Genomic DNA, 13,585 nt, shown 5'->3' with positions numbered 1-13,585 from the left:
CGCCGGATCTGCCCGAATTCGTCTTGGGCGCTTAGCCTGACCCTCTGCAACGGTGTGGTTGACGGGTGGAGGGTGAGCAGCATGTGGGCTTATCGGATGGCGGGGCCGGGCCGGTTCGAGCGGTGCTCGGTGCCTGAGCCCGAGGCGCCGAGCTCGGGGCAGGTGGTGCTGCGCACCACCTCGGGTGGTATCTGCGGCAGTGACCTGGTCTTCTTCCGGGGCGCCACGACGCCCGAGGGCACCCTGAAGGACAGCATGTTCGGGGAACCGGGCTTCCCGCTGCACGAGATCACCGGCGAGGTGGTGGCCTCGGCCCACCCCGCGCACCAGGTCGGTGACCAGGTGGTCGGCTGGGCCACCCGCTCGGACGGGGTGGTCGAGTACCTGACCACCAACGGCGAGGAGGTGGCGGCCTACCGGCCCGAGCTGAAGCCCGAGATCGCCGTCGCTCTGCAGCCTCTGGCCTGCGTCCTGTACGCCGTCGAGCAGCTGGGCGACGTGCGCGGCCAGGACGTGGTGGTGCTCGGGCTCGGGCCGATCGGCCTGCTCTTCAGCCATGTCCTGCGCTCGCGCGGAGCCGGCCGGATCATCGGGGTGGACCGGGTGAACCGCACCAGGATCGGCGCCCGCTTCGGGGTGGACGAGGTGGTCTGGGCCTCCACCGACCGCTGGGCCCGCGACGTGGTGCTCGAGCCCCAGATCGTGATCGAGTGCATCGGGCACCAGGCCGGCACCCTGAACGACGCGATCCGGGTGGCCGCCTTCAACGGGCAGGTGTACCAGTTCGGCATCGTCGACGAGGCGGCCCAGACCGTGAACCTGCGCCAGGTGCAGCGCAAGAACCTGGTGCTGCGCTCCGGGGTCACGCTGCAGCGGCGCCGGATGCTCGCCGAGGCCGATACCTACCTCGCCGAGCATCCGGAGCTCGAGACCGGTTACGTCACCGACGTTCTGCACGCGGTGGAGATCGAGGCGGCCTACCGGCTGGCCCTCAACCCCACCCCGGAACAGGGCAAGGTCGTGGTCCGGATGCCCTGGGACCTGGGGACCTAGAGCGAGAGCCTTGGCCAGTCGGCCAGGTCGTTGAGCAGTTGCCGGTCGTGCGTGGCCACCACCACCGCGGCCGGCGTGCTCGCGAGCGCCTCGGTGAGCTCGTCCACCAGCGTCGCCGACAGGTGGTTGGTCGGCTCGTCGAAGACGATCAGGTCGGGTCGGCGGGCCAGCTGGCGGGCCAGGTCGAGCCGTCGTTGCTGGCCGTGCGACAGGCGTCCGGCCGGGGTCCGCCGGGATTGCGGATCGAGCAGACCAGAGGACGCCAGCGAGGGTTTGGGCTGCTCGGTCGGGTAGGCGTCGTAGATCTGCTGGGCGGTGCGCTCGGCCGGCCAGGGCAGCACCTCCTGGCCAACGATCGCAACGGTGACTCCCTTGGCCGTTTTCAGGGTGCCGGTGCTCGGCAGCAGCCCGCCGGTGAGAACACCCAGCAGAGTCGACTTACCGACCCCGTTCGGCCCAGTCACCAGCAGCCGGTCGCCCCCGCTGAGCTGCAGGCTGACCGGAGTGCTCAGCCTGCCCTCGACGGTGACCGCGGTGCAGGTCAGCAGCGGCGCCCCCTTGCGAATCGTGAGCTGCGGAAAGGTCAGCTCGGCCGGTGGCTCGGGCACGGTGATCCGGTGGGCCTCCAGCGCCTCCTGCTGGCGCTTGAACGCCTGCACCACGCCCGGCGCGTGCGACTGCCGCTGATGTTTGCCGGTGCCCTTGTCGGGGCGCCAGCCGGTGCTCAGCCGGTCGCGAGCCTGGTCAGCGGCCTGCGCCAGACGCTGATGCTCGGCCACCTGCTCCGCATGGTCGGCCACCCAGGCGGCGCGTTCGGCCCGGCGGCCGTCCTGCCAGCCGGGGTAGCCGCCGGTATAGAACTTGGGACGTCCGTCGCGACTGGGATCCAGGTCCAGGAAGTCGGTGGCCAGGTCGTGGAGCAGAGCCCGGTCATGGGTGACCACGGCCAGCCCGCCGGGCGCCTGTTGCAGTCGGCCGGTGAGGAAGGCCAGCCCGTCGGCGTCCAGGTGGTTGGTGGGTTCGTCGAGCAGCATCAGGTCGTACTGCGCGCCCAGCAGGCAGGCCAGCCGGACTCGGTAGCGCTGACCCACCGACAACGCAGCCAGTTCCCGGCTGCGGTCCGGACAGGCGTTGAGAGCTTCCAACGCCACGTCCACCCGCCGCTCGGCGTCCCACGCGTCCAGCCGAGTCACGGCCTCGAGCGCAGCGGCGTAGTGCTCGTCCGCGTTCTCAGTTTGATTCGAAAGCTCTTCGGTCGCCGCGTCGAACGCTTTGAGGGCGGCCAGCGGGGCGGCCAGGGCCTGCTCGATGATCGTGCCGACGGTCTGCCCGCCGTGCACTGGCATGGTCTGCTCCAGCAGGGCGAAAGTGCCGTTGCGCCGCACGGTTCCGGAGTCCGGGGCCAGGGTGCCGGCCAGGACCTGCAGCAGCGTGGTCTTGCCGCGGCCGTTCTCGCCGACCACGGCCAGACGGGAGCGGGCCGACACGGTGACCGAGACGTCGTTCAGTACCGCGCGGGCGCCGAGAGTCAGGAACAGGTGCTCGGCGCGCAGATGGGCGGCGTCACCGGCCGGCAAAGGGGCGTCGGCGGACAAAGGAGTGTTGGCAGGCACGGATTTCTCCACAGCTCGTTTCGGAGCCGGGCACGCTGAAGCAGCCGCCCGGCGAGATGGCCGGAAACGGCGGCGGGAGAAAGCCGTCAGAGGGGCTCGGGACCGACCGCCGTCAGGCGGCGGACCTGAGCCGCATCAAGGCGGTGCCTGCACACATGTTCACGAGGATAGGCACCGGACCGCTCGGCGAACAAACGGATTTCACGGCCCAGGCTTGTCAGCTGCCTAAATGAAGGTGAAATGCGCTTTCTGTGCTTTCTCGACCGCCGCAGCGCTGCTACCTTTATGAACAGTAATTAGTGAGGAAAGTTTACTAATTACGGGTTCGAACGCCGGCTGTCCCTGACCCAGCCGGACCTCCCTGACCGAACCGGAGCCATCGATGAGCCGACACCTCTCTGTCCGAACGGCCACCCGCGGCGTCACCCCCACCCTGATCGGGACGTTCTCGCTGCTGGTGGCCGTGGTGGCGTTCGCCGTCACCACCCTCTTCGCCTCGGGCCCGGCCAGCGCCGCGCCCAGCCTGCCCACCCATCTGCTCACCGGGTACTGGCAGAACTTCAACAACGGCGCCAAAACCCTGAAACTGGCCGATGTTCCGCGCAGCTACGGCATCGTCGCGGTGGCCTTCGCGGATGCGGTGCCCAGCCGCGCCGGGGCCATCGACTTCACCCTCGACAGCGGCCTGTCCTCGGCCCTCGGCGGCTACACCGACGCGCAGTTCAAGGCCGACGTGGCCACCCTGAAGGCGCGCGGCCAGAAGGTGGTGATCTCGGTCGGCGGGCAGAACGGCACGATCACCCTGCCCAACGCCGCGGCCGCCACCGCCTTCGCCGACACCACCTACGCCCTGATGCAGGAGTACGGCTTCGACGGCGTGGACATCGACCTGGAGAACGCGCCGAACCTGACCCAGATGACGGCGGCGCTGAAATCCCTGGCCGGCAAGGCCGGTTCGAACTTCGTGCTGACCATGGCCCCGGAGACCATCTACGTCCAGCCCGGCGGCTCCTACCTGCAGCTCATCGACCAGGTGAAAGACCTGATCACGGTGGTCAACACGCAGTACTACAACTCCGGCAGCATGCTCGGGCGGGACGGCAAGGTCTACAGCCAGGGCACGGTCGACTTCCAGACCGCGCTGGCCGACATCCTGCTCGATGGTCATCTGCGCCCCGACCAGGTCGGCCTGGGCCTGCCGGCCAGCACCAGCGGCGCGGGCAGCGGTTACGTCAGCCCGGCGGTGGTCAACAACGCCCTGGACTGCCTGACCATGGGCACCAACTGCGGCTCGTACAAGCCGACGGCCAAGTACCCCACGCTGCGGGGCGCGATGACCTGGTCGATCAACTGGGATGCCTCGAACAACTACAACTGGGCCAACACCGTGGGCGGCCACCTGTCCAGCCTGCCCGGTGGCGGCGGCACCAACCCGCCCACCACCAACCCGCCCACGACACCGCCCACCACCCCTCCGACCACGACCAACCCGCCCACCACCGGGTGCAACGGGCTGGCTGCCTGGAACGCCACCACCGCCTACAACGGCGGGGCCAAGGTTTCCTACAACGCGCACGCGTGGACGGCCAAATGGTGGACGTACGGGGACAAGCCGGGTGCGAACGCCCAGGACGTCTGGGTGGACAACGGTTCCTGCTGAACCCGATCTGAACCGATCTGAGGCGGCTCCGTCCGGTGCCCCGAACCCTGGGGTGCCGGACGGACGTCCCCTGTTCGGCTCTTTCGTCACCGACCGGAAAGAAGGTGAGCACGGCTGCCAAGGTGGCTTGATGCGTCGGGCTGAAAGCGTTCTCGGGTAGGCAATATCGGCGGGCGGCCGACCGACAGGGGCGATCGCGCCTGGAGAGCAGCCCGGGTGTGCCGCCGACTGCTTGGAGACGACACATGCAACCCGACGCGCTCAGCGTTCCCCGTCAGCAGACCGGTTTCTGTACCGGTTGCGGGCAGCCTCGCGTCGGGCAGGTCTGCGACAACTGCGGCCGGGCAGCGCCGCCCTCTGTAGTTCCGCCGGCGGTGCCGGTGGTCCGGATCACCGAAGTCGCGCACAAGCCGCGGCGCGGGCTGCGAATCGGGGCCGGCGTCATCGTCTTCGCCCTACTGCTGGGCGGGATCGGACTGGGGGCGAAGAACCTCACCGATCAGCGGGCCACCGAGCAGGCCCTGGACCAGGCCACCGCCTCCAACACCGAACTGCAGCGCAAGCTCGACTCGCTCAGCGGCAGCACCGCCACTCTGACCAACCAGATCGCCTCACTGCAGAGCAAGGTCGACGGTCAGCCCGACCCGGCCAAGGTGGCGAGCAAGGCCCAGCCGTCGGTGTTCACCGTGGACACCGAGACCGGTACCGGCTCGGCCTGGGTGGTCTCCGCGAATGCCGACGGCTCCGAGCTGATCACGAACTATCACGTGGTCAAGGACACCTGGCGCTCCGGCGGGCGGACCGTCCAGATCGTCCGGGACGACGCCGAGTACACCGGAACCATCGATCAGGTCGAGCAGTCGGCCGACCTGGCCGTGGTGTCGGTTGAGGAGAAGCTGCCGGTCCTGCCGATCGCCGCCAAGAAGCCCGCGGTCGGCGACCCGGTGCTGGTGCTCGGCTCACCTCTGGGCCTGGGCGGCACCGTCACCTCGGGCATCGTCTCGGCCTTCCGGACCGAGGACGGCGAGCGGGAGATGCAGTTCTCGGCCCCGATCAGCCCGGGCAACAGCGGTGGCCCGGTGATCAACCTTCGTGGCGAGGTGATCGGGGTGTCCGTGGCCAAGTACGTCACCGAGGGCGCCGAAGGACTCGGATTCGCCATTCCCGCAGCGACTTTGTGCAACGTGCTGCACGTCTGCTGACCCGCGGTCCTCGCCCGGATCCATCCCCTCAGACCTGAAGGATCGATGAACCATGCCCGAAATCAGCTCCGCAGTGCACCTTCCGGAAGAGAACACCAGCTGGTCCTGCCCGACCTGTAAGGGGCCGGTCGCCACCACCTGGCTGTTCTGCCAGAGCTGTGGCACGGACTTCCGGGTCAGCCGGCCGAATCAGCTGGCGGCGCCGATCCCGTTGCAGCCGACCGCGGCCGTGGTATCTCCTCCACTACTACCGACTCAGCCGGTGCCGACCGCGCCGGCCGCACAAACGTCCGTTGGTCTGCTCGAACGACTGCGTGACCGGTTGCCGGAAGCACCGCGGGGGCCGCATCTCTCGGCGAATGCGAGCACCTGGGTCAAGGCGTTCAGCGGCCTGCTGGCCCTGCTGCTGATCGGGGCCGCGCTGACCGTGCACCTGCAGACCCGGGCCGACCTGCACCGCACCGAGCGCACCCTGGCCGATACCAAGGATCAGCTCAGCGGCGTCCAGACGGATCTCGCGGCCAGCCGGGCCACCCTGGTCGGGACCAAGGGCGACCTTGAGAACAAGAGCGCGGAACTGGACGAGACCCAGGGCAGCCTGGACGACGCCAACGACAAGCTGAACCTGCAGACCGACCAGATCGAGGACCTGCGCGAGTGCCTGGGCGGGGTGCAGACGGCGTTCAGCTACTTCCTGGACTACTACTACGACAGCGCGCTCAGCCGGTTGTACGCGGTCCAGGCCTCCTGCGACCGGGCCTACGCCTTGTTCTGAAGGCTCGGCCGCAGGACGGTTGTTGCCTAGTCCAGGGCGGTGCTGGTGCTGGAGTCGACCGAGACGGTCAGCGGCGCGGTGGGCGACTTGATCGTTTTCGGGCGCTCGTGGGCCGCCCAGCTGTTGGTGTGCCAGAAGTTGACCAGGTAGCCGGCCGGGCGGCTGGGGATGCGCTCGGCGGGACCCTGGTAGTCCCAGAGCGTGATCTCCTCACCGGCTTCGTCGGTGATGGTGAACTTGACGTTCTGCTCGGTCCAGTCGATCCGGTAGTCGTAGTAGGCCTTGGAGGAGTCGAAGTCCTTGATCGCCGGCACCGTGGCCGGACTGGACTGCTCGCCGGTCAGGTTCTCCACGCAGTTGCCCGAGAAGTCGGTGTAGTAGCAGGTCGAGATGACCTTGCCCTGGCGCAGGTCGACGATCCGGGAGACCCGCTGCGACTTCTCGGTGCTCGCCTCGTAGTCGGTGTAGATGGTCAGGTTGATCACGTCGGGGCGGCCGCAGAGCACCTCGATGTCGATCTCGCTGTTGTCGGTGAGGCCGTCGCCGTCCTGGTCGGTGCCGTCGTTGCCGTAGGTGAAGATGCCGGTCACCGCACCGGTCTCGGGCTGCGCGGAGCAGTCGGCGGTCTTGACCCGGCTGCTGAAGCTGCCGTAGAGGAACTGCTCCTTGGAGGCCACTTCGGCGGCGTTGCTCGGTGAGGCACCTGCACCGGCCGGGATGGTCAGGTTGAGGGCCTTGCCGTCCTTCGCTGCCGCGTCGTTCACGCCACCGGTGACGGAACTGCCACCGCGCGCGTACTTCTGGTACAGCGACGAGGCGTTGCCGGCCCACTCCTCGGTATTGGTCTCGCCCGCGAACGCTGCGGCGGGGGCCGTGTTGGTGGTCTTCGGCTCGGCGTCCGGCTCGTCATTCGGCTGCACGGCCATGGCGGTGCCTCCGGCAGCCATCACCAGGGCGGCGAGGGATGCGGTGGCCAGGTAGATGCGCCGCCGTCGGGTGTTCTTCAGGGAACGGCGGGTCAGGGACTGCTTCATACGACCGATGCTGGCCGCTCCGGGCTCAATGAAGAATCAAGGAGCGGGTAAAGCCTTCTCGATCAGACGGCTTCCTCGCTCAGCGCGACCGTGCGGAAACCGGTGTTGGCCATCGAGGAGTCGGGAGTGTTGGACGAGCGTGCGGCGTTGCGGTAGCGGTTGCAGTACGAGGGATGGCACAGGAAAGATCCGCCTCGCATGCACTTCTGGCTGCCGCGTTCCAGACCCCGCGGGTTCTCGATCGGCTCGTCGGTCAGGCAGAAGGCGTAGTAGGCCGGGTGGAACCAGTCCTCGCACCACTCCCACACGTTGCCCACGCTCTGCCACAGGCCGTACTTGTTCGGCTGGTAGGTGCGGACCGGAGCGGTGGTGAGCCACCCGTCCTCAATCGTGTTCTGCCCGGGGAAGACGCCCTGCCAGATGTTGCAAAGCCATTCCCCGTCGGGCTTTTCCTCGTTCCCCCAGGGAAACCGCTGGCCGCTCAGCCCGCCCCGGGAGGCGCACTCCCACTCGGCCTCGGTGGGCAGCCGGCGCCCGGCCCAGGTGCAGTAGGCAGCGGCGTCGTTCCAGCTGATGTGGGTGACCGGGTGATCGAGCAGGTCGTCGATCCCGGAGTGCCGGCCCTGCGGATGCGCCCAGTCGGCGCCCTTGACCCCCAGCCACCAGGGCGTGGCCAGCGGCTGGCCGATGATGTCGGACTCCTCGCCGGCGAAGGCCAGATGGAAGACGGCCGAGAAGCCGAACGTCTCGGCCTCGCTGCGGTAGCCGGTGTCCTCGGCGAACTCGGCCCAGTCGGCGTTGGTCACGGTGGTGGCGTCGATGCTGAACGCCGAGACGCTCACCGGGTGGACCGGGAACTCGCCGTCGTCGTGCTTGCCGTCGCCGTGGTGATCGCCCATCGCGAAGGTCTGCGCCGGGATCAGGCACTGCTCGATGCTGTGCTTACCGGGGTTCGCGGCGACCGGCTGCGGTTCGGCGGGGGCCGCGCTCTCGCGGGCGGGCGCGCAGCAGGCGTGATCCTGGTTCTCGGACATCGAGGCCATGATGGCGCACCCCTGCCCGGGCAAAACGGGCAGGGGTGCCAATCGCAGACCTAGAGCTTGCCGGCCCGGACGTCCTCGGCCACGGTGCGGATGCAGTCCTCGAAGCTGCCCAGCACGACGGTCCCGCAGCAGGCCAGCATCAGGTTGAAGGGCTGGCCGAAGTTCTCCACGGTCATCCCGTCGCGGTCCACCGCCGAGCCGTCCTCACGGCGGGTGATCGGCGGCCACTGCTGCTCGGTGCGCTCGATCGCGGTGGCCGGGCCCTCGGTGTAACCGTAGGTGACCTTGCCCCGGCCGTGGCCGTAGCCCATCTCCCAGCTGGTGCCGGCGTCCGGGTCCGGCCCGCGGAACGGGTTGAGGTTGGCCACCACGGCGTCGGCCCGCTCGATCATCTCGACGTTGATCCGGAAGATCGCCATCGCCAGGTCGGGGCCACTGAGGCCGGACAGGTCCTTGCCGCCGTCGAGCGGGGAGATCGGTTCCAGGCCGTGCTCGCGGACGATCTCGCGCATCCGGGCGGCGCGCTGTTCGCCGTCGGGCGCGAAAACTTCGAAACCGGCCAGGTAGAGGTGCTTCTTGGACATCGGGTCGGGCCTTTCCGGGCAGACGATTCGGCAGGGGGCCTGGCGATATCGCGAACCGGATTGTCCAGAGCCGTCGGCCGGATGTTTGCACGCCGGGGCGAGCGAGGCAAAGCCTGAAGGGCTTCGGCCGGCCGAAGCGAGGTTGCCGATGGTCACCGGTTCGCCACGGGCCGTTGGGCCTTCGGTTACGTTGGCGTAAATTTCGCAGCGCAATCCGGACGGTGTCCGTTTTCGGCGGATAGATGGCGGCTACCGTCAGTTCTGTCTACAGGTTCGCCCGAGCGGGAAAGGAAGGTAACGATGCGAAGCCACTCCGGCTGCTGGCGTCGTTCCAACTCCCGCGCTCCCGGTCGCGCCTGATCTCTGCGGCAGGTATCTGACGCCTGCTTCGCATCTGCCCTGATCCCAGGGCCCGGCCGTCGTTGTCGCCGGTCGTCGCACTGCCTCTGTTACCGCGTACGTGAGCGCCTCCACCTCTCCTGAGGTGGTGGCCGACTCTGTGTGTCCCACGTCGTCGCCCCTGCCCGGGCGGCCCGGTGAAAGGTTTCCCCTCGTGTCCCCTCGTTCTTTGCTGTCCCGTCCGGCTTTCCGGATTCCGGTGGTGACGGTGGCCGCCCTTGGTCTGCTGAGTGCCTGCGGTTCCGGCAGTTCCGATTCGGCGAGCGGGCCCACCGTCGCCTCGATGCAGCTGGGCTGGATCGCCAACGTCGAGAACGCCGGCCCCTACGTGGCGCTGGACAAGGGCTACTACGAGGCCGAGGGGATCGACATGACCGTCACCCCGGGCGGCCCGAGCGCCACCGTCGAGCCGCTCGTGGTCAGCGGAAAGGCGCTGGTCGGGCTGAACTCGGCGGACATCGTGGCGCGCGCGGTGGCCGAGGGGGCACCGCTGAAGATCATCGCCGCCACGCTGCAGAACAACCCCACCACGATCATGTCGCTGGCCGACAAGCCGGTGAACACGCTGCAGGACCTGGCCGGCAAGCGGCTGTGCGTGCAGACCAGCGGCCAGTCGGTGATCAACGCCGTGCTGACCGGTAACGGGATGGACCCGGCCGACGTGGAGATGATCCCGGCCGACTTCGACCCGGCCCCGCTGGTCGGCGGGGACTGCGACGCCTTCGTCTCGCTGCTGAACAACCAGCCGCTGACCCTCAAGGCGCAGGGCGTGGAGACCAAGACCTTCCTGCTCAGCGAGTACGGCTACAACGCCTGGGGCAACGTGCTCTTCACCACCGAAGAGGCGCTGGCCGACGACGACAGCCGCAAGACCCTTGAGGGCATCGTGAAGGCGACCGCCAAGGGCTGGAACGACGCGCTGAGCGACACCGACGCCGCCGCCGAGCTGATGGTGACCGGCCCGGGCAAGGACCAGAACCTCGACCTGGAGCAGCAGAAGCTGGCGATGGCCGAGTTCACCGACCTGATCAAGACCCCCGAGACCGAGACCAACGGCCTGCTCAGCATGAGCGCCGAGGGCATCGCCGGCAACGTCGAGACCATGCAGCAGATCGATGTTCCCGGCGACGACCTGGCCTCGCTCTTCGACACCTCCATCCTGGAGGCCGTTTACGCCGACGGCCCCGAGCTCAGCTAAGCCTGGACCTGATCAAAGGACATCCAAAATGCCTGTTCACTTTTCCGAAGACCCCTGGACCCACGTCACCAGCAAGCGGGGCTACGCCGCGGACGAGCTGATCTCCGCACTGCAGAAGTCGATCCGCCGCGGTGATCTGCAGCTGGCCCTGCTGATCGGCCGCGAGATGTACGAGAGCTCGGCTGCCCTCGAAGAGATGATGTGGGCCCGGCTCTGCGTGATCTCCTGCGAGGACACCGGCGACGGCACGTACCAGGAGCCGGTCGTCCTGAACTCGCTCTACCAGATGCACGAGCGGCTGGACCGGAGCTTCGGCGACCGCTGGCTGTTCGCCGTGCACGCCATCCGGTTCCTGTCCGACCGGACCAAGGACCGTTCGTCCGACGAGTGGGCGAACATCACCATGCACCTGATCAACGCCTCCGAAAAGCCGATCGAGATCCCGGAGTACGCGCTCGACGTGCACACCCGGCGTGGCCAGGAAGCGGGCAAGACGGTCGAGCACTTCTGGGAGACCGCCTCGCACGTGGAGAACGAGCGGGAGGGTCGCGACCACACGCTGCGCGACGAGATCCGCAGCTTGCAGAAGTCCGGGCAGTGGAAGGGCTGAGCAACACGTCACAGAACAGGCCATCGGTGGACGCCGGTGGCCTGTTCGCGCGTGACGTGGTCAAGGAGTTCAGCGTCCGTGGCGGTACTGTCCGTGCCCTCGAGCACGTCGATCTGGCCACTCGCAAAGGTGAGTTCACCGCCCTGCTCGGTCCTTCCGGCTGCGGAAAATCCACCCTGCTGAGGATTTTTGCGGGTCTGGACAGCGTCTCCGAGGGCCAGGCGCTGGTGCACGGCGGCGACCCCGAAGACGCGCGCAAGAACCACAAGGTGGGCGTGGCCTTCCAGGACGCCGCGCTGCTGCCCTGGCGTTCGGTCCGCTCCAACATCGCGCTGGCCCAGGAAGTCTCCGGCCGTAAACGGGACTGGGCCGAGGTCGACGACCTGATCAAGCTGGTCGGCCTGGCCGGTTTCGAGAAGGCCCGGCCCAACCAGCTCTCCGGTGGTATGCGCCAGCGCGTCTCGCTGGCCCGGGCGCTGGCCGTACAGCCCGAGATCCTGATGCTGGACGAGCCTTTCGGGGCACTGGACGAGGTCACCCGGCATCGGATGAACCTGGAACTGCAGCGGATCTGGACCGAGCGGGCGACCACCACGCTGCTGGTCACGCACTCGATCAGCGAGGCCGTGTTCCTGGCCGACCGGGTGGTGCTGATGGCAGCCCGGCCCGGTCGGGTGGTGGAGGTCGTCGACATCGACTTCCCGCGCCCGCGTACGGCTGATCTGTTGCAGACACCCGAGTTCCACGAGATCTGCGACCACCTGGCCAAGGGTTTGTTCGCGGAGCACGGAGAATGAACGCTTTTGGACGTCCGCGGGTCGCCTTGGGCGACCTGGCGGGCCGACTCGCGCCCATCGTCCTTTTGTTGTTGCTCTGGGTCCTGGCAGCCGAGCTGTTCGCCGAACGCCGTGTGGTTCCGACCCCCTGGGCGGTGCTCGAGGCGTTCGTCCACGACCTTCCGGTCTACCCGGCGAACCTCTCGGTCACCCTGACCAACGCGTTCATCGGCTATCTGGTCGGCAACGCGCTGGCGGTCCTGGCCGCGGTGGCGTTCGTCCAGGTGCTGTGGATCGAGCGGTTGCTGCTGCGGATCGCGGTGGCCAGTTTCTGCGTGCCGCTGGTGGCGATCACCCCGATCCTGACCGTGGTGCTGCCCGGCGACGCCCCGAAGCAGACCCTGGCCGCGTTGTCGGTCTTCTTCACCACGCTGGTCTCCTGCATTCTCGGTCTGCGATCGGCGCCCTCCAGCACCCACGACGTGATCCGTTCGATGGGTGGTTCGGGGTGGACGGAACTGCTGAAGATCCGGCTCTGGGCGATGCTGCCCGGCCTGTTCGCCGGTCTCCAGATCGCCGCGCCGGCAGCACTTCTGGGCACGATCCTGGGTGAATACCTCGGCTCTGCGCGCGGACTGGGCGTGCTCCTCGTCCAGTCGCAGTCGTCCTTCGAGGTTCCCCGCACCTGGGCCACCGCCATGCTGATGTCGGCGCTGTCCGCGCTGGTGTTCGCCGTGGCCGGCTGGATCGGCCGGCTGGCAACACCGTGGGTCGGCCGCGACGTCACCACCGCCACCGGAGTAGCCGCATCGGCCGCGACCGCCGGGCGACTGTCGTCCATAGTTGTTGCGGTTGTCGGGGTTCTGGGTTCGATCGTGATCGTCTGCGCGGGATGGTGGGGCCTGATCAAGGCTTTCGACCTCAGCCCGTACTTCGCCAAGACACCTGCGGACGTCTGGGCGCACCTGGTCACGGACGCCGAGGCGGCGGAGAATCGTTCGTACATCCTTTCCGGGCTGGGCATCACGATCCGGGACGCGGGCATCGGCTACCTGATCGGCACGGTCGCGGCCTGTCTGCTGGCGATCGCGGTGATGCAGTGGCCGCTGGTCGAACGGTTCTTCATGCCCTTGGCGATCACCCTGCGCTCGGTGCCGCTGGTGGCGATGACGCCGCTGCTGGCCCTGATCTTCGGCCGCGGGCTGCTCGGGGTCACGGTGATCGTCTCGGTCGTCACGTTCTTCCCGACCCTGGTCAGCGTGGTGGCGGCGTTGCGTTCGGCGCCGGCCATCGCCTGCGACGTGGTGCGCTCGATGGGCGGATCCAGCGTCACGGTCACCGCGAAGGTACGTCTGCTGCACGCCGTGCCCGCGGTGTTCGCCTCGGCCCGGATCGCGGTGCCGGGGGCGATCGCCGGGGCAACCCTGGCCGAATGGCTGGCGACCGGGCAGGGGATCGGGAGCATGCTGGTCAAGGACTTCGCCGCGTCGCAGTTCAACGACATGTGGTCGGGGACGGTCGCGGTGATCACGCTGTCGGTGCTGGCTTATGCGGTGGTTTCCGGCGTCGAGCGGTTTGTGGGTCGGCGGATGGGCACCGTTTCGTAAGGGTCGCGCGTTTACTGTGAAGTCCTGTCCT

Annotated in this window: 12 protein-coding genes; 8 read left to right on the top strand and 4 right to left on the bottom strand. The window is 68.2% G+C overall.

Translation table 11 applies throughout. The features are described 5' to 3' along the window. Positions 1-81: 81 nt before the first annotated feature. Entirely contained in the window at positions 82-1,053 is a 972-nt protein-coding gene (locus tag LR394_RS00635; RefSeq protein WP_231438313.1) for a zinc-dependent alcohol dehydrogenase, read from the top strand. Here LR394_RS00635 and LR394_RS00630 read toward each other — a convergent pair. Further along, entirely contained in the window at positions 1,050-2,666 is a 1,617-nt protein-coding gene (locus LR394_RS00630) for an ATP-binding cassette domain-containing protein (protein WP_231438312.1), read from the bottom strand. The two genes, LR394_RS00635 and LR394_RS00630, sit on opposite strands and share 4 nt — an antisense overlap. Before the next feature lie 382 nt (positions 2,667-3,048). On the opposite strand from LR394_RS00630, the gene LR394_RS00625 reads away from it, so the two are divergent. The 3 genes from LR394_RS00625 to LR394_RS00615 all read left to right on the top strand — a co-directional run bounded on the left by LR394_RS00625 (position 3,049) and on the right by LR394_RS00615 (position 6,303). Beyond that, positions 3,049-4,326, top strand: coding sequence for a glycosyl hydrolase family 18 protein (locus LR394_RS00625; protein ID WP_231438311.1), 1,278 nt, complete (start codon positions 3,049-3,051; stop codon positions 4,324-4,326). A 245-nt stretch (positions 4,327-4,571) separates the two neighbouring features. Continuing rightward, on the top strand, positions 4,572-5,528 hold the full coding sequence (locus LR394_RS00620) for a S1C family serine protease (protein ID WP_231438310.1): 957 nt from the start codon (positions 4,572-4,574) through the stop codon (positions 5,526-5,528). A gap of 52 nt (positions 5,529-5,580) precedes the next feature. Continuing rightward, the gene (locus LR394_RS00615; RefSeq protein ID WP_231438309.1) at positions 5,581-6,303 is read left to right on the top strand and encodes a hypothetical protein; all 723 of its coding nucleotides are present in this window, start codon (positions 5,581-5,583) and stop codon (positions 6,301-6,303) included. A gap of 26 nt (positions 6,304-6,329) precedes the next feature. On the opposite strand, the gene LR394_RS00610 is transcribed toward LR394_RS00615, so the two are convergent. The 3 genes from LR394_RS00610 to LR394_RS00600 form a co-directional block, all read right to left on the bottom strand. Beyond that, positions 6,330-7,337 (bottom strand): glycoside hydrolase family 16 protein, encoded by a 1,008-nt coding sequence (locus LR394_RS00610; protein WP_231438308.1) that lies wholly within the window; start codon positions 7,335-7,337, stop codon positions 6,330-6,332. A gap of 62 nt (positions 7,338-7,399) precedes the next feature. Beyond that, a complete protein-coding gene (locus LR394_RS00605; protein WP_456238327.1) occupies positions 7,400-8,380 on the bottom strand; it encodes a formylglycine-generating enzyme family protein in 981 nt (326 codons plus the stop codon). Between the two features lie 50 nt (positions 8,381-8,430). Then, complete coding sequence (locus LR394_RS00600; RefSeq protein ID WP_231438306.1) at positions 8,431-8,964, bottom strand: nucleoside 2-deoxyribosyltransferase; 534 nt, start codon at positions 8,962-8,964, stop codon at positions 8,431-8,433. A 553-nt stretch (positions 8,965-9,517) separates the two neighbouring features. Here LR394_RS00600 and LR394_RS00595 point away from each other — a divergent pair. From LR394_RS00595 to LR394_RS00580, 4 genes are read left to right on the top strand one after another with little or no spacing between them, the layout of a single operon-like run. Then, positions 9,518-10,561: an ABC transporter substrate-binding protein gene (locus LR394_RS00595; RefSeq protein WP_231438305.1), complete on the top strand. Its 1,044-nt coding sequence runs from the start codon at positions 9,518-9,520 to the stop codon at positions 10,559-10,561. A 28-nt stretch (positions 10,562-10,589) separates the two neighbouring features. Further along, a complete protein-coding gene (locus LR394_RS00590) occupies positions 10,590-11,171 on the top strand; it encodes a hypothetical protein (protein ID WP_231438304.1) in 582 nt (193 codons plus the stop codon). Positions 11,172-11,197: 26 nt separating this feature from the next. Continuing rightward, positions 11,198-11,968, top strand: a complete 771-nt coding sequence (locus LR394_RS00585; protein ID WP_231438303.1) for an ABC transporter ATP-binding protein — start codon at positions 11,198-11,200, stop codon at positions 11,966-11,968. Next, entirely contained in the window at positions 11,965-13,554 is a 1,590-nt protein-coding gene (locus tag LR394_RS00580; RefSeq protein ID WP_231438302.1) for an ABC transporter permease, read from the top strand. Before LR394_RS00585 ends, LR394_RS00580 begins: the two co-directional genes overlap by 4 nt. The last annotated feature ends 31 nt before the right edge of the window (positions 13,555-13,585 follow it).

Source organism: Kineosporia babensis (assembly GCF_021129305.1).
Taxonomy (GTDB): domain Bacteria; phylum Actinomycetota; class Actinomycetes; order Actinomycetales; family Kineosporiaceae; genus Kineosporia; species Kineosporia babensis.
This window is presented reverse-complemented; position numbering and strand designations above follow the sequence as displayed.

Excerpts from the sequence above, each read along its gene's own strand:
- LR394_RS00635 (WP_231438313.1), top strand. The coding sequence starts at position 82 with ATGTGGGCTTATCGGATGGCGGGGCCGGGCCGGTTCGAGCGGTGCTCG.
- LR394_RS00625 (WP_231438311.1), top strand. The coding sequence starts at position 3,049 with ATGAGCCGACACCTCTCTGTCCGAACGGCCACCCGCGGCGTCACCCCC.
- LR394_RS00620 (WP_231438310.1), top strand. The coding sequence starts at position 4,572 with ATGCAACCCGACGCGCTCAGCGTTCCCCGTCAGCAGACCGGTTTCTGT.
- LR394_RS00615 (WP_231438309.1), top strand. The coding sequence starts at position 5,581 with ATGCCCGAAATCAGCTCCGCAGTGCACCTTCCGGAAGAGAACACCAGC.
- LR394_RS00610 (WP_231438308.1), bottom strand. The coding sequence starts at position 7,337 with ATGAAGCAGTCCCTGACCCGCCGTTCCCTGAAGAACACCCGACGGCGG.
- LR394_RS00605 (WP_456238327.1), bottom strand. The coding sequence starts at position 8,380 with ATGGCCTCGATGTCCGAGAACCAGGATCACGCCTGCTGCGCGCCCGCC.
- LR394_RS00600 (WP_231438306.1), bottom strand. The coding sequence starts at position 8,964 with ATGTCCAAGAAGCACCTCTACCTGGCCGGTTTCGAAGTTTTCGCGCCC.
- LR394_RS00590 (WP_231438304.1), top strand. The coding sequence starts at position 10,590 with ATGCCTGTTCACTTTTCCGAAGACCCCTGGACCCACGTCACCAGCAAG.
- LR394_RS00580 (WP_231438302.1), top strand. The coding sequence starts at position 11,965 with ATGAACGCTTTTGGACGTCCGCGGGTCGCCTTGGGCGACCTGGCGGGC.